The organism is Virgibacillus sediminis (assembly GCF_042643265.1).
Lineage (GTDB): Bacteria > Bacillota > Bacilli > Bacillales > Amphibacillaceae > Virgibacillus_O > Virgibacillus_O sediminis.
On record NZ_JBHRRZ010000040.1, the window covers coordinates 40,724 to 66,650 of the forward strand.

Here is a 25,927-nt window from a genome sequence, read left to right on the forward strand (position 1 = left end):
ATACCCACAAATGATCCTACCATATCATATCAGAGAAAATTCGGAATAACAAAAAGACTAATCATTCCCCTTTTTTCTCTCCGCTTCAATATCTTTTCTAGTAAGATATACCAGATCATCAGGTGATATCTTGCCCTGTTGCAACAGTCGTACAGCATGCTGTCTTATAGCATTTTCAATGATATTTCGGACATAGCGTGCGTTTGAAAAGTTCCTCCTATTCTGCTGCAATTCTTTCTGTAAGCGGGTCCTTAACGCCCACTCGGCTTCCTTTTCGAGCTTATATTCCCTTTCTGAAGCCATCTTTCTAGCTATTTCCATTAGCTGAGAAACATCATAATCCTTAAAATCAAGGATAAACGGAAATCTCGATTGCAGCCCCGGATTTAACGAAAGAAATCGGTCCATCTCATTTGGATATCCAGCCAATATCAAGACCAGATCATTATGATCATCTTCCATATGCTTTACCAATGTATCAATCGCTTCTTTGCCAAAATCCTTCTCTCCACCACGTGCCAGCGAATATGCTTCATCTATGAAAAGCACTCCGCCCTTAGCTTTTTGGAGAACGGATCTGGTTTTTTGAGCCGTCTGTCCTATATATTCGCCTACGAGGTCAGCCCTTTCCGCTTCTATAAAATGCCCTTTGGAAAGAAGATTCATCTCGTAGTATACTTTTGCAAGCTTTCTTGCAATCGTTGTTTTTCCCGTTCCTGGGTTTCCTTTGAAAAGCATATGAAGTACCTGGGGAGAAGCACGCAACCCTTCTTGTTTCCTTCTTTCATTAATGACAATGGACGCATAAATCTCTTTGATTGTTTGTTTAAGTTCATTCAATGCTATAAAGGAAGAAAATTCTTCATCAATATGGGAGAAAGGGTTATTTTTCAATTTAGAGAACTGGCTGTTTTCACTTGCTTCCGTTTCCCTTTTATCCTGAAAAACGATATTGATTTTTCCATTTATATTTTGAATCATTTGAGTTTCCATGCCATCACTCCTATCCATGACAGTATACGCATGCAGGAAAAGGGTTGTGACAAACGCCCATTATTCGGGCTGAACAATGCCGTGACACCATATAAAAAGCGGACGCGTGCGAGCGTCCGCTGGCTTTTATTATTCTTTGTCCAAAGTGATATTTTTGGAGGGGGCGAAAGTAGAGATGGCATGCTTGAAAATCAACTGTTGCTTTCCATCCGTCTCAAGCAGGACAGTAAAATTATCGAATGCTTTAATAATCCCCCTCAATTGGAATCCATTTGTAAGGAATACTGTAGTGGATATATGGTTCTTCCTTAACTGGTTCAAATACTGATCCTGAATGTTTACCGATTGTGCCATGAAACTTCCTCCTCTTTTCTGTCTGTATTATATACTTTCTATACATCACCTAAAAATCCTGCTAAATCATCGAAAATTATTCTAAATCTTTCATTAATTGTCTCGGGATCCACCTTATACCAGTTGACCTCCAATTTGTTCTTAAACCAGGTATATTGGCGTTTTGCATACCTTCGGGAATTTCGTTTTAACACAGTGGCACATTCCTCAAGACTCTGCTTTCCCTCAATAAAAGGAATAATTTCTTTATATCCAATAGCTTTCATGGATTGGCTGTTCTTATATCCTTCCTTGTATAAACGCTGCACCTCTGAAACAAGGCCATGCTCCAACATTTTATCTACCCGGTCATTGATCCGCTGATATAGAAGTTCTCTTTCCATATCCAGCCCAATGAGAAGATGATTATATAGATTGGATGATTGCTGTCTATTTAGATAATCCGTCATTGTCTGCCCTGTCGTTTGATAGATTTCCAATGCTCTGATGACCCGTCGGTGGTTATTGGGGTGGATCTTGTTTGCTTGCTCTGGATCTACCTTTTTAAGTTTGGAATAAAGCGGATCAATCCCTTCCTCAGCAATAATATTTTCATAATGGGCAGTTAGAGCCGGATCCCGTTTCTGATCAGTGAATTGGTAATCATACAAGACTGACTGGATATACAGCCCGCTGCCGCCAACGATAATTGGCAGTTTGCCGCGGGCAGTAATCTCATCAATATAACCTCGGACATATTGTTGGAAATCAGCAACGGAAAACTCCTCATCAGGATCCTTTATATCCAGCATATGATGAGGAATTCCCTCCATTTCTTCCTTTGTTGCTTTTGCAGTCCCGATATCCATGCCCTTATAGATCTGCATGGAATCCCCACTGATAATTTCTCCATTTAAACGTTTTGCAGCTTCAATGCCTAATTTCGTCTTCCCTACTGCAGTCGGTCCTACAATAGCAATTATTGTTTGCACCATTCTTCTTCCCCTAACCTATGATTTATCTATTTTTTATTCATAAGCCTGGTACGCCCGAAGCATCCAGCAATATTTTTCCAATTTGCCTTGATATACAGTAAGCAGATCAACAGTTGGCTGATCGCTGTTTTCCTCTGCCAAAGGCAGTCCCTCTTCACGAATTTCCTGGATAATCTGAGTGAAATCCTCTAGAAGACGGGCAGTCATTTCATTCTCTTTATCATCTGCAGTGGCCTCAGGCAATGTTGCTTCTTTTAAGTACTTAGACATGGTTGCCAACGGTTTTCCCCCAATCATCAGAATTCTCTCCGCTGCCCCATCCAAATCTTCCGCTATCATCTCATACATTTCCTCAAACGTTTCATGCAGCTGGAAGAAATGTCGGCCCTGTACGAACCAATGATAACGATGAAGCTTTACATACAGGATAAAGTAATTGGAGAGCAGTTGATTAAGGAAATTGATCAATCGTTGATTTTCCATAGGACACCTCGGTTTTTTCTACTATCATCGTCAGGTGATATCCTATTTATACCTCTACATGACACGCTTGAACATTTTTTCCAGTTCATAAGTGGAAAAATGAACAATGATCGGCCTTCCGTGCGGGCATGTGAATGGATCTGTGGTTTGCCGCAAGTCTTCCAGCAATCGTGACATCTCCTCATGATTCAAGTAATGATTGGCTTTGATCGACCGTTTACAGGACATAAGAATTGCCGCTTCCTCCCGTATTGATTCAATATCGATTTTTTCCGTCTGTATCACTTGTTCAATCATTTCTCTGATCACTTCTTCTTCAAACCCAGCCGGGAACCAATTAGGATGGGACCTGATAACAAATGTTTGGTGGCCAAATGGCTCCAAGAACAGCCCTACCTCTTCCAACTCTTCCTTATACTGCTCAATGAAAATAGTCTCCTGCCGGGAAAATTCGAAAGTCAACGGCAACAGTAGTTCCTGAGATGCCTTTGTGGTTTCTCCCAAATTTTTTTTGAAGAATTCATATTTTATCCGTTCCTGTGCCGCGTGCTGATCGATCATATAAAGGCCATTTTCATTTTGAGCGAGAATATATGTACCTTGAAGCTGTCCAATGGGATACATAGCTGGTACACGTCTAGAAGTGTCAGTTATATCTGGAGAGGACGGCTGCCTCTCCTCGAATCGCTTCTCTGCTTGTTTCGACTCCTCCTTCTGCACAGTGTTATTCCTTGAAGGATTAGGCTCCTGGATAGATGGCTGCGACTCATCTTCATCCGAAATAAAATCACCTTTTGGTTCACTTACTGTTATATCCTTATCAGCAGCAATGTTCCTTTCAAAATACGAAGCAGAAGGGATATTAAACTCCATGTGATGCTGCTCTGACTTCTGTTTTTTTAGAGGTTGCTGCTGGACTTCTGGAATTAATGTAACTTCCCGGAATTTTTGCCTGATGGTAGCTTCGATTAAATCAAACAGTTCCTTCTCTTTACTGAAGCGTACTTCCAACTTAGTTGGATGAACGTTGACATCCACAAGGATTGGATCCATTTCAATAGCGAGTACGACGATAGGATACCTGCCGATGGGAAGCAATGTGTGATAGGCACGGATAATAGACTGTGTCAGTGGAATGCTTTTTATATATCTCCCGTTGATAATTGTGGAAATATAGGAACGATTGGCCCGGGTGACCTCTGGTTTGGCAATATAGCCTTCTAACGAAAAATCAAGGTTGGCATTATTTATAGGCAACATTTGTCGAGCAACATTCATTCCATATACCTTGGAAATTACTTGAAGCATGTCACCAGTGCCCGCCGTCTGAAAAAGACCCTTTCCATCATGGATTGCTTCAAAGCGTATATTGGGATGAGATAAGGCAAGGCGATTAAGCAAATCAGTAATATGGCCCAGCTCCGTATGCAAGCTTTTCATATACTTTAAGCGCGCAGGTGTATTGAAGAATAAATCATTGACCGTGATTTCCGTTCCCTTCCTCGCATCTCCCTTTGCTTTCCGGATGATCCGGCCGCCTTCCAATTCCAGCAGGGTTCCGGCAGCTTCCCCCTGTGAAGTTTTTACAGTAAGACGGCTGACTGAGGCTATACTTGCCAAGGCTTCTCCTCTAAAGCCGAGAGTATTTACATGGAATAAATCATTCTCATTTCTAATTTTGCTTGTGGCATGCCTTAAAAATGCCCTCTCCCCATCTTCTTCCGCCATGCCTTCTCCGTCATCGGTGATCTTAATCTGTTGAAGGCCTGCTTCTGTAAGTTCTATTTTAATCCAGCTGCTGTTTGCATCAATACTGTTCTCCACCAACTCTTTCACTACCGAGGCTGGCCGTTCCACTACCTCGCCCGCGGCTATTTTATTCGACAGCGAATCAGGCATTTGTACAATTTTCATGCAAACAATCCTTTCTAATCACTTTGCTTTTTTGCTTTCTTATGCAGTTTGTGCAAATAATTCATAGCATCCATTGGTGTCATATCATAAAGTTCCATCTCTTTAAGTTCCTCGATAATTTTCTGTTCATAACGTTCCGGCCTTTGACGAACCGCTGTACTGGACTGTTCTTCAAAAAAGGACAGTTGCCCTGTTCCTTGTTCCAATTCCTGGATAGGAGGTGTAGACACGGCATCACTGCTGCTTGTTTCCAGCTGTTTAAGTATATCGCTTGCCCTATTGATAAGGCTTTCCGGCAGATCAGCAAGCTTTGCTACATGGATGCCGTAGCTTTCATCTGCTGCTCCATCCTGGATCTGATGAAGGAATACTACATTTCCCTCAAATTCTTCAGCTCGTACATGAATATTTTTCAATCCGGCAAGAGACTGTTCCAAGGAAGTCAACTCATGGTAATGAGTAGAGAACAGCGTTTTGGCTCCAATGTGGTCATGAATGTATTCGACAATTGCTTGTGCTAATGCCATACCATCATAGGTGCTAGTACCCCGGCCGATTTCATCCAGCAGGATAAGACTTCTTTCCGTGGCATTCGCTACGGCATGATTCGCTTCAAGCATCTCAACCATGAACGTGCTCTGCCCTGATACAAGATCATCTGCAGCTCCAATCCGGGTGAATATCTGGTCGAAAATAATAAGTTCAGCCTGCTCACAAGGTACGAAACAGCCAATCTGTCCCATAATTGCCGTTAATGCCAGCTGCCGCATATAGGTGCTTTTCCCTGACATGTTTGGACCGGTGATCAACAGCATATTTGTCTCGTTATCCAATGTAACGTCATTTGGGACAAAGGAACCCTCTTTCATGACCTGTTCAACTACCGGATGGCGTCCCTGTATAATTGATAATCGCTGATCTGAAAATACTGGCCTCGTATAATTGTTTTCTTCACTTACTGTTGCGAATGACTGTAATACGTCAATAGCACTGACTGTTTCGGCCAATGATTGCAAAGCGGGGATATGCCGCTTCATCTGCTCTCGAATTTCGAGAAATAACTGATATTCCAACTCCACACTTTTTTCTTCAGCTTCCAGAATCAGCTGTTCTTTCTCCTTCAATTCCGGGGTGATATAACGCTCGGCATTCGTAAGCGTCTGTTTTCGTTCATACCTTCCCTCAGGAAGCAGATGGAGATTCGCTTTGGTCACCTCGATGTAATAGCCGAACACACGATTATAGCCGACTTTCAAGGACCTTATATTCGTTTCTTCCTTTTCCTTCTTCTCCAATTCGGCAATCCACTGTTTTCCATTTCTTGATGCGTCACGATAGATATCCAACTGCTGATTATATCCGTCCTTGATCAAGGCACCTTCTTTTATGGATACTGGTGGATCTTCCGCAAGGCTGTTTTCCAGCAATTCTACTAAATGTTCAGGGAAGACCAGATTTTCGGCTAATTCGCGTATCTCTTTTTGTTCAAATTGCCGGAGCGTCTCCCTGAGTTCCGGTATTTTTTGGAGAGATTTCCTGACTTGCACAAGATCCTTGGCATTCACGTTGCCAAAAGCTACCCGTCCAGCAAGCCTTTCCAAGTCATACACTGATTTCAGTATTTCACGGAGCGAGTCCCTGTCCATGAAATTTCGATAAAAGCCTTCAACAACTTCCTGCCGCCTTTCAATTGATGCCTTATCCAGCAAAGGCCGTTCCAGCCACTTCTTCAACATTCTGGACCCCATCGCCGTCACTGTTTTATCGAGTACCCACAGCAAACTTCCTTGCTTGCCTTTTTTCATGATGGTTTCTGTCAATTCCAGGTTCCGCTTTGAAAACATATCCAAGGAAAGGAAATGATCGAGTTCAATTACTTCAGCCTGCTGAAGATGATCAAGGGATCTCTTTTGTGTCTCCTGAATATAGTTGATCAATCGTCCGAACCCTTCAACTAACCGCTGGTCATCTACATTGCCGCATAGATGCCTATAGTCCTCGTGCAAATCAGTATCACTCTGGAATGACAGTGTAGCATCCACCTTTTCCTTCAGGCTATTCTGCAGTTCTTCAGGCAGGTCCTGACTGATTACAACTTCTTTGATCGGCTGATTATACAGCTCATGAATGACAGCATTCCAACCATTTTTAATTAGAGCAAGACGATTTTCCCCTGTTGAAAGGTCATTATAGGCTATCACATAAGAACCATCTTCAAAATGGGTAAGGCTTGCAATATAATTATTCTCTCCATCATCCAGCATGTTCTGTTCCATTACTGTTCCTGGGGTGATAAGCTGAATGACTTCCCTCTTAACAACACCCTTTGCTGTCTTGGGATCTTCTACTTGTTCACAAATAGCCACCTTATATCCTTTATTTATCAACATTTTTATGTAATTTTCTGCCGAATGATACGGCACACCGCACATTGGAATGGGTTCCTTCTGGCCGGGATCCCGCTTCGTCAGAGTGATTTCCAATTCCCTGGCTGCAGTGACAGCATCTTCGAAAAACATCTCGTAGAAATCTCCCAGACGGAAGAACAGGAAAGCATCCTTATACTGTGCTTTTATCTTCAAATATTGCTCCATCATTGGTGTGTGTTTTGCCATCATTCACCCTCCAAAACCCAAATCTATTAAAACATTATATCATACAAATAAAAGTAGAAGCGACCGTTTATCTACACATTCGATTCTCTAAACCAGGCCTGCTGTTGGGCGTTGTAACCGGGGTGGAATTGCTGCTTACCAATATTTGATTGTCGCAAACAGCGCAAAAAAATACGAGAGATATTATCTCCCGTATTTTTTCCCTAATCCTTATGATCACCAAGAAAATCTGCTTTCACATCCTCCAATTCATCATCACTTACTTCAAAATCCCACAACTCATCATCATCTTCAAATTTCTCCCATTTTGGATCGACCTTTACGCGGATTTTTGTTTCCCCGATGACCTGCACGACAAATTCCCGCTCGATTTCCACCACAATTTTTTGGCCTTTTTGATCAATCTTACATTCCAGGCAATTCGGTTGCTGAATCACTCGGGCGAAGACATCAAAATCATCGTTCAAGCATTGGTCATCCTTTACAGACAAAGGCACAAGGTCGCGGTACGTGACCCTTTCGGTGACAACATCTGTTTTTGTGTTGTCATTATATGAATACCAAATGTTAATTTCGTAGCTTCCATTTATCTCTACCGTATCCTCCGATTTTTTCTTCGCATTATATAAATGATTGATCACCCAGCAGCCCAAAATGCTGGATGGCCTATGTGATGATGAGACATTGTGAGTGTCCTTGGTGAATTTCTTTCCTTTTCCAATCACAGCCTTTGTTATGATCTCTCTATAATCATTTTCAAGAAAAGTCATAATTACGTTTACCTCCTCTTTTTTCATAGTCATTTTATGCAAGACAAATACCTAAAGTGCATAACTGACTTTTAAAAAAGGAGGGAACACATCTTTCATCCATTTCCTTTTCTTGAAGGAAAGCGACTCCATATACGATTATCTAGCCATCCTCTATCCTATTCCAAAGAAAAAACCCAGGTGCCGAATGGTCGGAACCTGGGAGTGTTTTAGTGGGTACAGCCAGCATTTTTAGAGGACTTGGAGCCTGTCTCTCCTGCCAGGATATCCCCGCCAGTGGACTCAATGACATTATTGGTCACTTCTCTGGCAATTGTACCGGATACAAGCTGAAGAACATCATTAACTACAATTTGTGATTCTTTGAATTCCTGGACAACAGGAATTTCATCTATTTCTGCCTGCAGCCGGTCAATCTCTTCCTCTACTTTTTTCAATGCTTCCTTTTTTTCATATGCTTGAAAGTTAACCGCTTGTTTTTGGAGTGTCTTAATCTTCTGGATTAACTGCTGCACTTTTTTATTTTCATTAATTTTGGCTTCCACTTGTTTAAAGCGGTCGATTTCTTCTGTATTTGCAAGCATTTCAGCAAGTTTTCTGGCTTCTCCCAGCACCTGCTCGCGTGTATATTCTGCCATGGTTAGTTCACCTCAACTGTTTTTTCTGCCATTATACCATTTAATGACCATGTTTTTGCTTCCGTTATCTTTACTTCCACAATCTTTCCAATTGCTGATTTAGGACCCTTGAAATTAACAAGTTTATTCCTCTCTGTATAGCCGGCCAGTACATCGGGATCTTTCTTGCTTTCTCCCTCAACCAGCACTTTCACCACTTGGCCCTGATACTTCTTCATGGCCTCTGCAGATTGCTTATTCACTAGTTCATTTAAACGGTGGAGCCGCTGTTTCTTCACCTCTTCAGGAACATCATCCTGTTTACGCGCGGCCGGTGTTCCTTCTCTTGGAGAATATATGAAAGTATAGGCAGATTCGAAACCGACTTCTTCTACCAAGCTCATCGTCTCTTCAAACTGCTCCTCTGTCTCATTAGGGAAGCCGACAATAATATCCGTGGTCAAGGTAGCATCCGGCATAGCTTTCCTGATCTTCCGGACCAGTTCCAGATACTCCTCCCGCGTATACTTGCGGTTCATTTTTTTTAGGACTTCGCTGCTTCCCGACTGTACTGGCAGGTGGATATGATCCAATAGATTACCGCCTCTTGCCAGCACTTCAATCAAACGGTCATCAAAATCTCTAGGATGGGAAGTTGTAAATCTTACCCTTGGAATATCAATCTTATGGATATCATCCATTAAATCACCAAGTCCATAATCGATATCTTCTAGATCTTTCCCATAAGCATTGACATTCTGACCGAGCAGCGTGACTTCTTTATAACCCTGTGCTACAAGGTGGCGTACTTCCTGGATGATATCCTCTGGACGCCTGCTCCGTTCTTTACCTCTAGTCATCGGCACAATGCAGTAGGTACAGAATTTATCGCAGCCGTACATAATATTTACCCATGCTTTTATTTTTCCTTTTCTGGCCTTTGGGAGGTTTTCAATGACATCGCCTTCCTTCGACCATACCTCAACAATCATTTCTTTTCCAAACATGGCTTCCTTCACCAGCTGCGGCAGGCGGTGAATATTATGGGTACCGAAAATCAAGTCGATATGCTGATGTTTCTTTAGAATTCGGTCAACCACCGACTCCTCTTGAGACATACAGCCGCAGACCCCGATAATCAAGTCGGGGTTCTCCAGCTTCAACGGCTTCAAGTGGCCAATTTCCCCGAACACCTTGTTTTCAGCATTTTCCCTAATGGCGCAGGTGTTCAACAGAATGATATCCGCCTCATTGGTATCAGAAGTTGCTTCATATCCCATTTCTGTCAGAATGCCGGCCATCACCTCAGTGTCATGCTCATTCATTTGGCAGCCATATGTACGGATCAGAAACTTCTTGCCTTTCCCAATCTGCTGCATATCTTCCGGGATAGAAAAATCATAGTGGAATTGAACATCCTCTTTCCGGCGTTTCCTAGCTTTTTTAATGTCTGGTGATTGGGGTTCATATTCGGCTTGGAAGTATTTGGTAATCATTTCATCACTTGAAGTGTTCTTGATTCTTTCTATATTTGCCGTCTCTTTGATATGGGCCTGTTCTTTTCTCTGCTGTTCGTTCATATCTTAGTCTCCTTTCTTAAATAATAGGTTACTGAATATATGTTTGGCAGGATAATATGTGTTATTTGCTATATTATGTATATAGATACATTACTAAAGTATAAACCCTCCCACTAAATTTAACAATATCCTACTTGTTCCCGCAACAAAAAAACCCTCCTAAAGCTAGGAAGGTTCTGGATTTATCAGTATTTATCTCGGTTCAATGATCAGCTTTATTGCTGTCCGTTCTTCATTATCGATCATAATATCAGTAAATGCCGGGATACATATTAAGTCTACACCACTCGGTGCAACAAATCCCCTCGCAATCGCAATCGCTTTCACAGACTGGTTCAACGCGCCTGCGCCAATTGCCTGTATCTCTGCTGAACCTCGTTCTCTTAAGACATTTGCAAGTGCACCTGCTACTGAATTGGGATTTGATTTTGCTGAAACTTTTAATACTTCCACTACTAGTACCTCCTTCGTTTGCTATTGTAGTTCTATTGCTACTATATTCTTGGAGATGTCAGCATATTCCCTATTATGGATCAATAATTTGAAAAATTCAACTATTCAGCTGAAGAATGGGTGATCATCGTTAATAAGGATTCTTTCTGCCTTTGTACTTTTGCCATCCTTGTTTATTGTCACAAGAATGCCATTTAATTGTTTTTTACCCTTTTTTGTAATTTCAAAACGTACTGGCAAGGAAGTTGTAAAACGTTTCAGCACTGCTTCTTTCTCCACACCAAGGATGCCGTCATAAGGCCCAGTCATCCCTACATCGGTAATATATGCGGTCCCCTCCGGCAGGATTCGCTCGTCAGCAGTCTGTGTATGTGTGTGTGTACCCACTACTGCGCTGACCCTTCCGTCCAGATACCAGCCCATTGCCTGTTTCTCACTCGTAGCCTCCGCATGGAAATCCACGAATATAATGTTTGTCCGCTTCTTGGCTTCATTAATCAATTCATCTGCTTTCTGGAAAGGATCATCTGTTGCCGGGAGGAATGTCCTGCCCTGCAAGTTGATCACAGCCACTTCTATTCCATTGAGATTCAGGTAGATAATTCCTTTTCCAGGATTGTTGGCAGGGAAATTTGCCGGACGGATCATATATTTGGCATCATCGATAAATTCAAATATTTCCTTTTTATCCCATGTATGATTTCCCATAGTTATGACCTGGGCGCCCCATTCCAGAAACTGCTTATAGATTTTCTCCGTAATCCCTTTTCCAGAAGCTGCATTCTCCCCATTGATGATGGTCACATTCGGATGGTATTTCTCCTTCAGCTTCGGCAGATATTCCTCTACCATTTCTCTTCCTGGAGAACCGACGACGTCCCCTATAAATAATATTTTCATGCTACAATCATCCTATCTATTTAGTGTGTTAATAGTTTTTCACAAGTAATTTATAAAGTCAAAATAAACAACAAGGGCAAGCATACGAAAAAGTGGGAGCAGCTGGATGGCTGCTCCCACTTGCAATTGCCGGTACTATTTCGCATATTCTACTGCCCGTGTCTCTCTTATGACAGTTACTTTGATATGGCCCGGATAATCGAGTTCAGATTCAATTCGTTTTTTAATATCACGTGCAATACTTACAGATTTCACATCATCAATCTCATCCGGCTTTACCATTATGCGGATTTCCCTTCCCGCCTGAATGGCAAAGGATTTTTCCACACCGGTGAAGGATTCCGAAATCTCTTCCAGCTTTTCAAGCCGTTTGATATAATTTTCCAATGTTTCGCTTCTTGCTCCAGGCCTGGCGGCAGAAAGTGCATCCGCTGCAGCGACCAATACAGAGATAATAGAAGTAGCTTCCTCATCTCCGTGGTGTGAAGCAATCGAATTGATGACAACTTCATGCTCTTTGTATTTCATTGCAAGTTCTTTCCCGATTTCCACATGGCTTCCTTCCACTTCATGATCAATTGCCTTACCAATATCATGAAGTAAACCGGCTCTTCTTGCCAACGTTACATCTTCACCTAATTCAGCAGCCAACAGTCCTGCCAGATAAGCAACTTCTGTTGAGTGCTTGAGAACGTTCTGCCCATAGCTTGTACGGTATTTCAGACGACCCAGTATTTTGATCAGGTCTGGATGTAGCCCATGTACACCGACTTCAAAAGTAGTTTCCTCGCCATACTCACGGATATTATCATCCATATCACGTCTGGCCTTGTCCACCATTTCTTCAATTCTTGCAGGGTGAATTCTGCCATCCTGGACCAGTTTTTCCAATGCCATACGAGCGGTTTCCCGCCGTATCGGATCAAAACCGGAAAGAATGACTGCTTCAGGAGTATCATCAATAATTAAATCAATGCCTGTTAAAGTTTCCAAGGTACGTATATTACGGCCTTCCCGACCAATAATCCGTCCTTTCATTTCATCATTAGGCAGATTTACCACTGATACCGTTGTCTCTGCAACATGATCTGCTGCACAACGCTGCAATGCAAGCGAAAGAATGTTTTTAGCTTTCTTATCGGACTCTTCTTTGGCCCGGTTCTCTGCTTCTTTGATCATCAGTGCCGATTCATGTGCCACTTCCTGTTCAATCCGTTCCAAAATGATCTGTTTAGCTTGGTCGGTCGTATAACCTGAAATGCGTTCAAGCTCAGTCTGCTGCTCTTGTTTCATGGCTTCCACTTTGCTTTCCATTTCTTCAATTTGTTGTTGTTTTTCTGTCAGCGATTGTTCCTTTTTCTCTAACATGAGCTCACGCTTGTCTAATGATTCACTTTTACGGTCCAGATTCTCTTCTTTTTGCGCTAGGCGAGTTTCCTGTTTCTGTACTTCCAGACGGCGTTCACGAAGTTCGTCATCCGTCTTCTGGCGCAGTTGATGAATCTCATCCTTCGCTTCAAGAAGTGCCTCTTTCTTAGAGGCGTCTGCATTTCTGTGTGCCTCATCCACGATTTGTTTTGCCAAATCTTCAGCACTGGAAATTTTAGCTTCTGCAATAGATCTACGAACCAGATAACCAACAACAATACCGACGATTAGAGTAAGCAAAATGGAGATGACTAAGATAATAATGTCCACGATTTCACCTCCTATTGCTATAAAATTGTACCTTCATTATTGTCGGCATGTACCAAGTTCAAGGACATAGAAAATAATACATCTTATAATAAAAATTATAAAATTATACAACTTAATTCTAATTGTCTACATTAATAATGTCAAGAAAACGTAACAATTATTAATGTAGGGATTTGTTTCAAACAGGAAAAAACCCCCTGCCCATCTAGGGGAGAGGATTCTTTGAAAATAGGCTGAATTTCAGTCCTTCGTTTTATACATCAAAACTTTCCTGACTGGCCTCTTCTTCTTCTTCAGCTGGCTCGTCCAGATTATAATGGTTGCGGATGGCCGTGTGTATTTCTGCCATTACATCTTTATTTTGTTTAAGGAACTCCTTGGAATTTTCGCGTCCTTGGCCAAGCCTTTCCTCATTATATGAATACCAGGCACCGCTTTTCAGGACGATATCAAGGTCAGACCCTATATCCAGCACTTCACCTTCTTTTGAAATACCCTCACCGTACATGATATCGACTTCCGCCTGTTTGAATGGCGGGGCCACTTTATTTTTGACCACTTTGATTCTTGCTTTATTTCCAACCATATCATTCCCCTGCTTCAGGCTTTCAGCACGGCGCACTTCCAATCTGACAGAAGAGTAGAATTTCAAGGCACGCCCACCTGGAGTAGTTTCAGGGTTTCCGAACATTACACCGACTTTCTCCCGGATCTGGTTGATAAATATGGCAGTTGACTTCGATTTATTGATAGCACCGGAAAGCTTTCTCAATGCCTGGGACATCAGACGTGCTTGAAGACCTACATGGGCGTCACCCATGTCCCCTTCAATCTCCGCTTTAGGCACTAGTGCTGCAACCGAGTCGACGACGATAATATCTACTGCGCCGCTGCGCACAAGTGCTTCTGCAATTTCCAATGCCTGCTCACCCGTGTCCGGCTGGGAAAGTAGAAGTTCATCAACATCTACACCAAGAGCTCGTGCATAGGTCGGATCAAGAGCATGCTCTGCATCGATGAAAGCAGCCTGCCCGCCCTGTTGCTGTGCTTCTGCAATGGCATGAAGGGCAACGGTCGTTTTACCAGATGATTCCGGTCCATAGATTTCCACTACCCTGCCCCGCGGATAACCGCCGATTCCCAGCGCAACGTCCAAGGCGAGTGAGCCGCTTGGAATCGTTGCGATTTTTTGTTCACCCTGTTCACTCATTTTCATGATGGATCCTTTACCGAACTGCTTCTCTATTTGTCTCAAAGCCATATCTAAAGCTTGTTTTTTGTCACTCAATATGGTGGCCTCCTTTAATCATCTATCCCTATCATACATCGTTTTAATAGATTTGCCAAGAAAAAAACGAATAAATGTTCTCTTATTTCCCTCCCTCTTTTAGAAGGAAAATAGAATAATAGAAGACGTTGATACTCCAAAAACAATTAATACGAGCAGGGATTACCGAAAAAGATCATTTCAGCGTTTCAAATATAAATTGCAAACCTTTTGTGACGGTTTTCTGCCTGATGGAGTCCCGGGTACCGTTCAAGAGGAATTTCTCGACCACGTCCCTGCCGCCTTCTTGTGAAATAGCAATATAGACGGTTCCTGCAGAATGGCCTTCCGCTTTCTCAGGCCCAGCTACTCCTGTAAAGCTGATACCCACATCTGCACCCAACTTCCTCCGGACATTGACTGCCATCTCCAAGGCACATTCGCTGCTTATCGTCCCTTTCTCACGAATGGTTTTTTCCGAGACGCCGAGCACGTCTTTCTTTACTTCCTCGGTATAGGAGACTATCCCACCGGCACATGCTTTTGAAGCTCCTTCTACGGAAATCAGCTTCTGCATGAACATTCCTCCAGTCAAACTCTCCGCGGCTGCTATCTGTTTGTTCTTCTCAGCCAGCAGGGAAATCACCCGGCCTTCAATGGATTCCTCATCCCTTCCGACATAGTACTGTCCGACTTTTTCCAGGATCTGCTGACTTGTCTTTTCGATAAGTTCGTCCGCCTTCTCGGCTGTATCGGCCTTTGCAGTAAGCCGGATGACTACACCGCTTTCCTGTGCGAGTGGAGCAATCGTAGGATTGCTCTGAGACTGGATCAAGCTGCTTAATTCATGCTCCAGAAGTGATTCTCCAATGCCTATGAATTTAAGAACCGTTGATTTGATGATTCCTTTTATACCTGTCCGCTTCTGCAAATAAGGCAACACACTGTTCTCTGTCAGCCATTTCATTTCCCGCGGAACTCCCGGCAGGAAGACCCATGTTGCGCCTTCATTCTCCACGATCATGCCAGGGGCCATACCTGCCTGGTTATCCAGCACTTCAGCACCTTTAAAAACACGCGCCTGCTTTCGATTATTGGGTGTCATATCGGTCTTTCTTTCCTTAAAAAAAGACTCAATTTTTTTCATGGAGGGCCCGTGCTCTACCATGTCCAATCCACTGACTTTCTGGAATGCTTCCCTGGTCAGATCATCTTCTGTAGGACCGAGTCCGCCGGTGACCATGATAATATCCGACCTATCCTGGGCATCAGCAAAGACAGCTGTCACCCTGTCAAGATTGTCTCCGACAACTGCATGCTGGTATACATTTATCCCCCGGCGGGCAAGCTGCTGTGAGAGCCATTGCGCATTCGTATTGGCAATCTGACCTAGCAGCAGCTCTGTACCAACTGCAATGATTTCGGCTTTCATCTCTTTTGTCATTTGGAATCCCTCATTACATGCCAGTTTTTAATGAAATAGTCTACCCCTGAATAGACAGTAAAGAATAATGCAGCATAAAGCATAATCATATCAAATGGAAATCCAATATAAGAAAAAGGAAAGTTGTGGAGCAACAAGGCGGAAATTGCTACTATCTGGGTAACTGTTTTCAATTTACCCATACTGCTTGCCGCTAAGACAATACCTTCTCCAGCAGCAACTAGACGCAGCCCGGTCACGGCAAATTCTCTACTGATGATCAAGATAACCACCCAAGCCGGAGCCAACCCCATTTCAACCAGCAAAATAAGCGCTGCTGACACAAGAAGCTTATCTGCCAGCGGGTCGAGAAATTTGCCGAGATTAGTGACAAGGTTATATTTCCGGGCATAGTAGCCATCAACCCAATCAGTTGTTGAAGCAATGATGAATAATAGCGCGGCAGCAAAGTGTGATACAGGAAGAGTTGCCTCCCCTATATTCCACTCGCCCCAACTGAAAGGAACGCTTAACAGGATAATAAAAATTGGAATAAGGAAAATACGTGATAATGTGATTTTGTTTGGTGTATTCATAGCTAGGTTTCCTCCTGTACATATATAGAAGCTTTTGGTTCGGAAAGTAAATCATCAAGTTATTCTAGAACCCAAAGTATTAAGATATAAAGAGGCTGGGACAAAAGTGTTTATCAAAAGAGAGAGCCGAACTAGCTGGAAATCTTTATTGGAGAATAGCTTCTCCGGAAATCCAGTACATTGTTCGCCTTCCTTAGTTAAACAGTTTTGTTCTGTCCCAACCTCTGCATTTATTCTTCTCCACCTGTCTGAGACTGAATGCTGACTTGTATTCTTTGATGATCCTTCTCTTCCGGATCCACTGGATACTCCAGTTTTGTGCCATTGAATGCAATCTCTAAATTCGGTGTATATCCAATATTAAAACTAAGTTCGTCCTGTCCGGTGACATCAAACTCCATCTCGCCATTTTCTTCCGTGAGCGTCCCGCTGTAAATGATCTCATCATTATTTCCGCCTCTTACTTCAAGCCAGGAGCCAGTTCCTACAGCATTCAAGGAAAGGGTCACTTGCTCCCCAGCATTCGTAAACTCGATTTGCGATAATGGAGGTGATCCTGTACCTTCTTCGATGACATTAAACACAGGCTCAGCTTGTTCTTCCTGGGAATCATCCTCACTGCCGTCATCTTCCCCAGTCCCTTGATTATCGGTATTGCTGTCATCGGAACCTCGATCCGCCTCCGTGCCAGCATCCTTGCTCTCATCTTCGTCATCTGGATTATTTATCACCACATTATCGTTCGGCTCCTCTACCGGTTCCGTGCTTTCTCCAGACATCGCTTCCTGGATGAAGAACCAGGCAGCAAAGAAAATGCCGATGACAAGAGCAACAGTTATAATACTCGGTAATATTGAAAATATAGCTGGACCTTTATCGGAACTCTCTTTTCTGCTCCGTTGCATCCGTGTATACTGGACAGTATTTTCCTCTTCTGTCTCCGGGACTTCTTCTTTATGTTCATCCAATAACTCGTTCGGGTCAAGGCCCACTGCATTAGCATACTCTTTAATGAAGGCACGGGCATAGAATTTTCCCGGAAGGATATGAAGATTCCCTTCTTCAATAGCAGTCAAATACCTTTTCTGTATTTTGGTTGTTTCCTGCAAATGATCCAGGGAAAGATTTTGCGCTTCTCTAGCTTCTCTCAGCCTCGCTCCAATTTCCATACATAAACACCATCCATTTTAAAAATCAAACATAGAAAAGCCATCCTGATGGCTATCCTGTTGCTGTTCCATGGGTTCATATGTAATCTCTTCGTCCTCATGGCTCCGCAGCTCAATAATATAATCGAAATCATCCAGATTATATTCCGTGGCCTGCACAAAAATGTCCGGATGCTCCACTACTTTAATGGCTGGCAGCTGCATAATTTCCCTAATCAGCTGCCAATGTTTTTCATTGGCTCTTCTCTTGGATACAACTCCATCAATAATATAAATATTGTCCGTGTTGTATTCGCCCTCAATCAGCTGGCTGCGCACCGTTTGCTTCAAAAGGGTGCTCGAAACAAACAACCACCGTTTATTGGCAGATACACTGGCAGCGACTACTGATTCAGTCTTACCAACTCTGGGCATGCCCCGGATACCAACCAGCTTATGCCCTTCCTGTTTAAACAGCTCCGCCATGAAATCCACCAGTATACCGAGTTCTTCCCGGACAAAGCGCACTGTTTTCCGGTCATCCGTATCCCGATGGATATACTTTCCATGCCTTACCGCCAGCCTATCCCGTAGCTTCGGTTTACGCAACTTTGTAACTTCAATGATATCGATGGTATTCAAAATAGACTCTAGCCGGGTAATATGCTCATCATATTTAGAAAGAATAAGCATTCCTCTTTTGGAATTTTCCACCCCGTTAATAGTAATGATATTGATTGCCAGCATTCCCAATAAAGAGGAAATATCTCCGAGGAGTCCCGGCCGATTATACTTTATTTCATACTCGAGGTACCATTCCGTTTTTTCCATTATATGCTCCCTCTCATGCATACTTTGTTTATGTTATCTAATCTCTTCCGTAAAAGCAATATATGTACTATCATAAATGATTTTCTGACAAGTGAAAAGCAATTCACTGTTTTTTAAAAAAATGAAAAGAAGCTGCATTCTCACATACAGCTTCTTTTCGCACAGATTATTCAATTGTTGCCTTGGTTCTGCACCATCTTGATCATGGTGTTGGCAATTGCCTGTTGTTCCTCTTCAGAAGCAGCGTTCCACAACTCTCTCAGTACCGCTTCTTCTCCATTCTTCGCTTCTACATTCTGTGCTAGGTAGTCACCGACTTCCTCTGCCATATTGGAAATGGTCTGCTGGTTCATACCCTGCTGTTGTGCCTGTTGCAGTTTATCGGCTAAAAAGCCTTTCCAAGAATCAAAGTTATCCAACACTGACATAGCTTTGCCTCCTTCATTATTGTCATGTATAGTATTCGACTTAAACTATTGTTTATACATGATTGAAGGAAGAATTATATCTACCATCCGCCAGTTACATTGATAATTTCTCCATGGATATAGGAAGCTGCTTTATCCATCAGAAAATTTACTGCTTGGGCCACTTCTTCGGGTCTTCCAGTACGGTTCACAGGGATCTCTTCCACAATTGCCGCCTTTTCTTCTTCTGTAATCTGCCGATTCATTTTCGTCTCGATAAATCCCGGGCTGACAGCATTCACCCTGACTCCACTAAGACCAGTTTCCTTTGCAAGTGCTTTTACAAAGGTGTTCTGGGCACCTTTTACAGATGAGTAGACCACTTCATTACTAGCACCTTCCTCGCCCCATATGGATGTTATAAATATGATGCTCCCCTTCTTTTCCTGAATCATAGGAGGAAGCAAATACTTAGTGATCATCCAAGGAGCTTTCACATGAAGCATAATCATTTCATCCATTATATCTTCGGAAGTTTCTTGGAACAGCCCATAATGTGATATTCCGCTGGCAAAGACGATATGATGGACAGGGAAAACGATTTCTGTAAGAAACCGTTTGATTTCCGTTTCCTTTGTTAAATCTGCCTGTATTACAGCAAGCACCGACTCCCCTTCCAACTCCTCCCTGAGTTCATCGACTGGCTGCCGGCTTTGATTAAAATGGAGCAGTAATTTGTAACCTTCCTGTGCAAGCTTTCGGCTGACTGCCGCGCCAATGCCTCCACTGGCGCCTACAACCAATACATTCTCAGCCATGGCTCACTTATTCCGCTGCAATGGTAAAGACAGAAATACGGTCTTCTTCCATCCAGCTTTTCAGGAAATTGTTGGCATCATCCAATGTCAGCCGCTGTATTGCAGGAATGACATCAAATAAATCAATATCGAGCATATGATAATGAGTGAATTTGCTTGCGATAAATTCGAGTGAATTCATTGCCCGAAGTAGCTGGCCAATTTTCTTTTTCTTCATCCGGTCAAATTCCTCTGCATCCAGTGCAGCCTGATTAGTGGATAAAAGCAGTTCCTTCATTTTATCAGCAAACCGTTGAGGGTCTTCCGTATTGCTGCCAATCAAGGTATACCCAAAATTTCTATCCAGTGTTGTTTCAAAATGAAAACTATTATCAATCAGATTCTCTTCATATAATTCATGATAAAAATCTCCGCTCGTGGAGAAATAGTGATCCAGCAGCATATTAATCAACAGGTCTTTCTTGAGCAGTTCGCTGCTCTCCAGTACAGAAGAGGAATCCTTGATTCCGATCGTACATTTAGGAATCGAGACAGGCATGACGACCTTATCTTCTTTTTTGGCTACTTGCTTCGGTTCATCAGGAAAATCTCTTTCAATCTCCTGCATCTTCTTAAATTCTTTCCGGCTCTGGTTATCCTTGACCAACTTCATCATCCGGTCGCCGTCAAAATTGCCAGCAATAAAAAGCACCATGTTTTCCGGGTGATAAAAAGTATTGTAGCAGGTATATAAATCATCCTTCGTTATGGATGTAATTGAATCGACGGTACCGGCTATGTCTACATTCACAGGATGCTTGTGGAACATGCTTTTAATTGTTCCCATAAATGACTGCCAGTCCGGCTGATCATCATACATTCTAATTTCTTGTGAAATGATTCCTTTTTCTTTTTCCACTGATTCTTCCGAGAAATAAGGGTCTTGAACAAAGTCAATTAATGTTTCTACGTTTTTCTCGATATGATCGGTGGCGGCGAATAGATATGCTGTTTTTGTAAAAGAAGTATAGGCATTGGGCGAAGCACCCTGTTTACTGAAGTCTGCAAATACATCCCTGTCTTTTTTCTCAAATAATTTATGCTCAAGAAAGTGGGCAACACCTTCTGGAACAGTGATTTTTTCATCACCGTCTATCGGTACAAATCGCTGGTCAATGGAACCATAATCTGTAGTAAAAAGAGCATAAGTTTTGGACATCTCCTGCTTTGGCAGTAAATAAACCGTGAGCCCGTTTTCCAGCTTTTCGGAATATAATGTCTCCTCTATATACTCATAGGAATGTTTATTCACGGGAATCCCCTCCTTCGCTCGTCAACAGGTAAACTGTATCTTCTTTTACTTTTCCGGCTGTTTCAACAACCTGTTGTTTCGTCACTTTTTTAACAGCATCAATCAGTTGCTGAGGGCTTCGTTCCACATTTGCTGCTGCTTGCTGATAAAGCAATTCAATCATTCCTTGCGGGTGGTCCATGGTTTCCAAGAGTTGATTGATGATGAGTTCCTTTGTTTCACTTAATTGTTCTTCTGTAAAATCGCCTTTTCTCATAGCCTCGAGCTGCTCTCTGATAATATCCCTTGCCTTCTCGTAATCCTCGGGAGCTATTCCGCTGAACACGAGCATTAGACCTTTATGGCTTTCCAGCCGGGAAGCAGCATAATAGGCAAGACTATTTTTCTCACGAACATTCAGAAACAGCTTGGAACTTGGAAACCCTCCAAATAGCCCATTAAACACTTGAAGGGCTGAATAATCTTCATCCCCGAATGTCGTATTTGTGCGATAGCCAATATGCAGTTTGGCCTGCTGTACTTGTTGTTTCTCTATCACTTCATTCGGTTCATTGATATCCTTTACTTCTGTTTCTTCTGATGGCTGAATAGCTGAAGTCGCATTCCTCCCGGAGAACACTTTTTCCAGTCCAGAGAGCATTTCCTCATGATTGAAGTCTCCCATGACATAGATATCCATCTGGTCTTCAGCCAGAACGTCTCGGTAATATACATAGAGATTTTCAGGAGTCAGCGTCTGCAGATCTTCCATATAACCATGTACATGCAATTGGTATGGTTCCTCTTTACACATCTCATCAATCAATCGCATATTCGCATATTTCATCTTATCATCTTTTACTGTGCTTATTTTCTGCTTAAGTGTATCTTTTTCTCTTTGGAACGCTTTCTTGTTAAAGGCTTCACCTTCTCGATGAGGATGATAGATAATTTCACTCAGAAGCTCAATTCCCTCTCCGATCACAGAGCTTTCCTCAGGTAAGAATTTTTCATTCGCTATATCAAGCCGTATGCTAATAATATGATTTTCGCCCTTTTTAGCTCCATCCACAGAGAAAGAAGCACCATACAGCTCATCCATTTTTCGCTGAAGGGATTTTCTGCTGGGATAACTTTCCGTACCCTGCTTTAAAATATATGGCAGCAACGCTCTTTTGGTTATGGTGTCACGCGTTAATGGCGCCTTTAGCTTTACAGCAAAATGGATGGTTTTAAATTTCTTGCTTTCAACAAAATGGAAATTGACACCATTCCTGCTGAAACGCTGTTCTTCAATTATTGTCATTACTCATCCTCCAATCCAATAGGGATCCAACACTATTCTTCACATTTTTTCCATTTAACATCCATTATACGGCAAAAAAAACTGACTTGCTATGAATACATAGCAAGTCAGTTTTAGGGGGAGCCCTGCCTAACCGCGTTTTCTGAGTACATGGAAGCTGAAAGTATCAGAACGAAAGTAATTGGAAGAATATAATACTGGTTCATCATCCACTGTATAGTGCATTTGCTTCAACAACAACAGGGACTGATCTGGCTCACAATTCAGAAGATCATAAATCCGGTCATGGTAGCTGATCGGCTCAATGTACGTTACAGCATAATCTATCCGCTTTCCAGAATATTCTTCCATCACCTTGAATAGCGAGTCTTCCTTATTTACCGATTCAATTGGAATGAGCCCCTCAGGCACTTTGTCGATGCAAAAGACGACTGGACGGCCATCAGCCGTCCTGATCCGTTCTATTTTTGCCAGCTGATCTACCTTGACAGGGGAGAATCTCATGGAATCCTCATCAGTGGGGCCCAGTATTTCGGTACTTAAATACTGTGATCCTGCAGTTTTTCCGGATTGTTCAATCATAAACGTAACACTGTTCAACTGTTCTATGCCTGAGGAAAATATTGGTTTGGCATTTACAAATGTACCAACACCATGACGGCGCGTCACCACATTATCTTCCTCGAGAATACGGAGGGCTTCCCGTAAGGTCGCACGGGACACTCCGAGCTGCTTGGATAATTGGAATTCTGAGGGAAGCTTTTCTTTCTCCTTATACACCCCGCGTTTTATGTCTTTTTTAATTTCATCAATTACCTGCAGATACAGGTGTCTTGCATCTGTTTTAATTGACATAACATCCCCCTCCTTTCATGGTTGTTTAGACATCAGACGTTCAACCGGCAGTTGTCTTATAATAATATAGCATTTTTCAGGGAAATAATAAATACAGGATAAAAGATATTACACTTTGACAGCCATATCTAACAATATAAAAACAGTATGCGGTACCTTTCCTTCCGCATACTGAATAACATCTTCTTAAGAGGATTTCTCTTCTGGGCTGTTCGATACTAGAACGGATCTAGGCTTACTCCCTTCATATGGCCCGACAATGCCCCTGTCTTCCATTGCGTCAATAAGCCGTGCTGCCCGGGTATAGCCAATACGAAACCGCCGTTGAAGCATAGAAACACTTGCACTTTGCATTTCGGTAATCAATTGAACTGCTTCATCATACAGATTGTCGTCAACTTCCTCTGCGGCCTCATTCGTGTCTTCAGGAATCATCTCTTCCTGATAGGATGCTTTCTGTTGATCAACACAGTGATCGACTATGCGTTCCACTTCCTCATCCGACAAAAATGCTCCCTGCACCCGAGTCGGTTTGGAATTCCCTACCGGCATATAAAGCATATCCCCTCTGCCAAGCAGCTTCTCTGCACCGCCTGTATCCAATATCGTGCGGGAATCAATGGCGGAAGACACACTGAAAGCAATTCTTGACGGGATATTCGCTTTGATTACACCGGTAATTACATCCACGGATGGACGCTGGGTGGCAATGATCAAATGGATGCCGGCGGCTCTGGCCATTTGAGCAAGACGGGTGATGGAATCCTCCACATCATTTGAAGCAACCATCATTAAATCAGCCAGCTCATCTACCAGGACAACGATATATGGCAGATTTGGCTGCGCCTCATCCTCGCCAACCGTCTTATTATACTTACGGATATACTCATTATAGCCTTCTATATTCCGAGTTCCTGTGTCGGAGAACAGTTCATATCTTCTCTCCATTTCGGAAACAACTTTTTTCAATGCTCTTGATGCTTTCTTGGGATCTGTAACAACCGGTGCAATTAAATGGGGTATACCGTTATAAACATTCAACTCCACCTTTTTCGGATCAATCATCATCATCTTTACTTCATGGGGCTTAGTTCTCATTAGAATTGTCGTTATGATCCCATTCACACATACACTCTTACCGCTTCCTGTAGCACCGGCGATAAGTAAATGAGGCATCTTGTTCAATTCACCGAGTACTGCGTCTCCAGAAATATCCCTTCCCAAGGCAAATAAAAGTTTAGAGGACTGCTTATTCGACTTGTTGTCCAGGACTTCCCTCAATGACACCATCGCCACTTCTTGGTTCGGTACCTCTATACCTACTGCAGACTTGCCTGGGATAGGGGCTTCAATCCGTATATCCTTAGCTGCCAGGGCCAAAGCCAGGTCGTCATGAAGGTTAACGATTTTGCTAACTTTCACACCGGCTTCCGGATAAACTTCATACTTTGTTACAGCAGGGCCTACATGGACTTTGGTAATCCTTGCTTTGACTCCAAAACTTTGGAATGTCTTTTCCAACTTCCTCACAGTTCTTTGAATCATAGACTTCTCTTGCTGCTGTGAATTATAGGAAGGTTCAGCCAGCAGATTAGGCGGAGGAAGTTCGTACTCATGGTTCTCTGTTTCTGTCATCGGCAGATTGGACATAGTAGAATCCTCCGTTGCTTCAGTATGATCCTCTTCTGCCTTGTCATCTTCCTGTTCGTCCGGTTCCTCATTCAACTCAGATGAAGAGTATGCCACATCTGTGAAGTCTTGGATAAACGGTTCATCCGTATGGCCGGACTCAGCAGGATCAGAACTGGGCTCGCTGACAGCCATAGTGGTAACCTCTGCTCCTTCATCATCCTGTATGGCCTGCTTTCTTTCCTCTTTTTTCTCTTTATACGACTGCCAACCGGCAGAGATGTGTTTTCTAAGCTTGTCCCAGACATTAGCAAAGATTTGACCCACTGAGATTTCAGTCATGAACAAGAAGCCGATGATAATAGAAAAAGCCGCCACAATCTGAGAACCCGCAGAAGAAAACAAATAAAAGCAGAATGTATAAAGCAAGGCTCCGATCATCCCGCCCCCTGTCTGCATGGCAGTCCCCTGGCCATCGAGATAAGCAATGAAACTGGACCAGCTGCTAGCAAGAATGGATTGATTTTCCGGATCGACTAGCAGACTGTCCAATGTCTGAATATGTGTCAGAAGCAAAACGCCTGTAAACAAGATATAAAATCCTATCACTTTTTTGCTGCCGAAATCCGGAAAGCGCCTTTTTACCAACAGAATAAAGCCTGTAATGAATAAAGTAATAGAAGCAATAAAATACCAGATGCCAAAGAAGAAACGAAACAGATGTTCCAATCCGCCCGGTATCGCTCCATCGCTTATCGCACTGGCGCCGCTCCCAAATATAGCTAGGAAGAGAAATAATAAACCGAGCATCTCCATTTTCACATATTGCTTCAGTTTTCTATTTTTACGTTTTTTTCTCTTTTTAGGCAAATTAGTCACCTCTCTTATGGCCTATAATAGAACAGCAAACCCCTGCCGATAATTGGCAAGGGTTTACGTACTATGCAATTATTGTCATTATACCATAAAGTAAAACTTCATTCAGTGCAGGTTGCTGAATGTCCTTTAGAGCCCATCGGACTTTTA

Annotated in this window: 23 protein-coding genes; all 23 read right to left on the reverse strand. The window is 42.7% G+C overall.

Annotation, left to right across the window (positions count from 1 at the left end; all coding sequences use genetic code 11):
• Positions 1-57 precede the first annotated feature (57 nt).
• Positions 58-993: a stage V sporulation protein K gene (gene spoVK / locus ACFODW_RS17050; RefSeq protein ID WP_390308009.1), complete on the reverse strand. Its 936-nt coding sequence runs from the start codon at positions 991-993 to the stop codon at positions 58-60.
• Between the two features lie 129 nt (positions 994-1,122).
• Positions 1,123-1,347, reverse strand: a complete 225-nt coding sequence (hfq, locus tag ACFODW_RS17055) for an RNA chaperone Hfq (RefSeq protein ID WP_390308010.1) — start codon at positions 1,345-1,347, stop codon at positions 1,123-1,125.
• Between the two features lie 38 nt (positions 1,348-1,385).
• Positions 1,386-2,321 (reverse strand): tRNA (adenosine(37)-N6)-dimethylallyltransferase MiaA, encoded by a 936-nt coding sequence (gene miaA, locus ACFODW_RS17060; protein ID WP_390308011.1) that lies wholly within the window; start codon positions 2,319-2,321, stop codon positions 1,386-1,388.
• Between the two features lie 33 nt (positions 2,322-2,354).
• A complete protein-coding gene (locus ACFODW_RS17065; RefSeq protein ID WP_390308012.1) occupies positions 2,355-2,804 on the reverse strand; it encodes a Dps family protein in 450 nt (149 codons plus the stop codon).
• A 54-nt stretch (positions 2,805-2,858) separates the two neighbouring features.
• The gene (gene mutL / locus ACFODW_RS17070; protein ID WP_390308013.1) at positions 2,859-4,718 is read right to left on the reverse strand and encodes a DNA mismatch repair endonuclease MutL; all 1,860 of its coding nucleotides are present in this window, start codon (positions 4,716-4,718) and stop codon (positions 2,859-2,861) included.
• A 14-nt stretch (positions 4,719-4,732) separates the two neighbouring features.
• Complete coding sequence (mutS, locus tag ACFODW_RS17075; protein WP_390308014.1) at positions 4,733-7,333, reverse strand: DNA mismatch repair protein MutS; 2,601 nt, start codon at positions 7,331-7,333, stop codon at positions 4,733-4,735.
• A 203-nt stretch (positions 7,334-7,536) separates the two neighbouring features.
• A complete protein-coding gene (cotE, locus tag ACFODW_RS17080; RefSeq protein WP_390308015.1) occupies positions 7,537-8,103 on the reverse strand; it encodes an outer spore coat protein CotE in 567 nt (188 codons plus the stop codon).
• A 209-nt stretch (positions 8,104-8,312) separates the two neighbouring features.
• The gene (locus tag ACFODW_RS17085; RefSeq protein WP_390308016.1) at positions 8,313-8,741 is read right to left on the reverse strand and encodes a RicAFT regulatory complex protein RicA family protein; all 429 of its coding nucleotides are present in this window, start codon (positions 8,739-8,741) and stop codon (positions 8,313-8,315) included.
• Between the two features lie 2 nt (positions 8,742-8,743).
• Positions 8,744-10,300: a tRNA (N6-isopentenyl adenosine(37)-C2)-methylthiotransferase MiaB gene (miaB, locus tag ACFODW_RS17090; RefSeq protein ID WP_390308017.1), complete on the reverse strand. Its 1,557-nt coding sequence runs from the start codon at positions 10,298-10,300 to the stop codon at positions 8,744-8,746.
• A 192-nt stretch (positions 10,301-10,492) separates the two neighbouring features.
• Entirely contained in the window at positions 10,493-10,753 is a 261-nt protein-coding gene (locus ACFODW_RS17095) for a stage V sporulation protein S (RefSeq protein WP_390270563.1), read from the reverse strand.
• Between the two features lie 105 nt (positions 10,754-10,858).
• A complete protein-coding gene (locus ACFODW_RS17100) occupies positions 10,859-11,653 on the reverse strand; it encodes a TIGR00282 family metallophosphoesterase (RefSeq protein ID WP_390308018.1) in 795 nt (264 codons plus the stop codon).
• Between the two features lie 135 nt (positions 11,654-11,788).
• Entirely contained in the window at positions 11,789-13,351 is a 1,563-nt protein-coding gene (rny, locus tag ACFODW_RS17105) for a ribonuclease Y (protein WP_390308019.1), read from the reverse strand.
• Between the two features lie 253 nt (positions 13,352-13,604).
• Positions 13,605-14,639 (reverse strand): recombinase RecA, encoded by a 1,035-nt coding sequence (recA, locus tag ACFODW_RS17110; protein WP_390308020.1) that lies wholly within the window; start codon positions 14,637-14,639, stop codon positions 13,605-13,607.
• A gap of 175 nt (positions 14,640-14,814) precedes the next feature.
• Entirely contained in the window at positions 14,815-16,062 is a 1,248-nt protein-coding gene (locus ACFODW_RS17115; protein ID WP_390308021.1) for a competence/damage-inducible protein A, read from the reverse strand.
• On the reverse strand, positions 16,059-16,637 hold the full coding sequence (gene pgsA / locus ACFODW_RS17120; protein WP_390308022.1) for a CDP-diacylglycerol--glycerol-3-phosphate 3-phosphatidyltransferase: 579 nt from the start codon (positions 16,635-16,637) through the stop codon (positions 16,059-16,061). Before pgsA ends, ACFODW_RS17115 begins: the two co-directional genes overlap by 4 nt.
• A gap of 230 nt (positions 16,638-16,867) precedes the next feature.
• The gene (locus tag ACFODW_RS17125; RefSeq protein ID WP_390308023.1) at positions 16,868-17,806 is read right to left on the reverse strand and encodes a helix-turn-helix domain-containing protein; all 939 of its coding nucleotides are present in this window, start codon (positions 17,804-17,806) and stop codon (positions 16,868-16,870) included.
• An 18-nt stretch (positions 17,807-17,824) separates the two neighbouring features.
• Entirely contained in the window at positions 17,825-18,616 is a 792-nt protein-coding gene (locus ACFODW_RS17130; protein WP_390308024.1) for a DUF3388 domain-containing protein, read from the reverse strand.
• A gap of 170 nt (positions 18,617-18,786) precedes the next feature.
• Entirely contained in the window at positions 18,787-19,044 is a 258-nt protein-coding gene (locus ACFODW_RS17135; protein WP_390308025.1) for a DUF3243 domain-containing protein, read from the reverse strand.
• Positions 19,045-19,124: 80 nt separating this feature from the next.
• Positions 19,125-19,841 (reverse strand): elongation factor P 5-aminopentanone reductase, encoded by a 717-nt coding sequence (ymfI, locus tag ACFODW_RS17140; protein ID WP_390308026.1) that lies wholly within the window; start codon positions 19,839-19,841, stop codon positions 19,125-19,127.
• A 7-nt stretch (positions 19,842-19,848) separates the two neighbouring features.
• Entirely contained in the window at positions 19,849-21,132 is a 1,284-nt protein-coding gene (gene yfmH / locus ACFODW_RS17145) for an EF-P 5-aminopentanol modification-associated protein YfmH (protein ID WP_390308027.1), read from the reverse strand.
• A complete protein-coding gene (yfmF, locus tag ACFODW_RS17150; RefSeq protein ID WP_390308028.1) occupies positions 21,125-22,417 on the reverse strand; it encodes an EF-P 5-aminopentanol modification-associated protein YfmF in 1,293 nt (430 codons plus the stop codon). The genes yfmH and yfmF overlap by 8 nt, the downstream gene beginning before the upstream one ends.
• A gap of 129 nt (positions 22,418-22,546) precedes the next feature.
• A complete protein-coding gene (locus ACFODW_RS17155) occupies positions 22,547-23,272 on the reverse strand; it encodes a GntR family transcriptional regulator (RefSeq protein ID WP_390308029.1) in 726 nt (241 codons plus the stop codon).
• A 186-nt stretch (positions 23,273-23,458) separates the two neighbouring features.
• Complete coding sequence (locus ACFODW_RS17160) at positions 23,459-25,771, reverse strand: DNA translocase FtsK (protein WP_449366463.1); 2,313 nt, start codon at positions 25,769-25,771, stop codon at positions 23,459-23,461.
• Between the last annotated feature and the right edge of the window lie 156 nt (positions 25,772-25,927).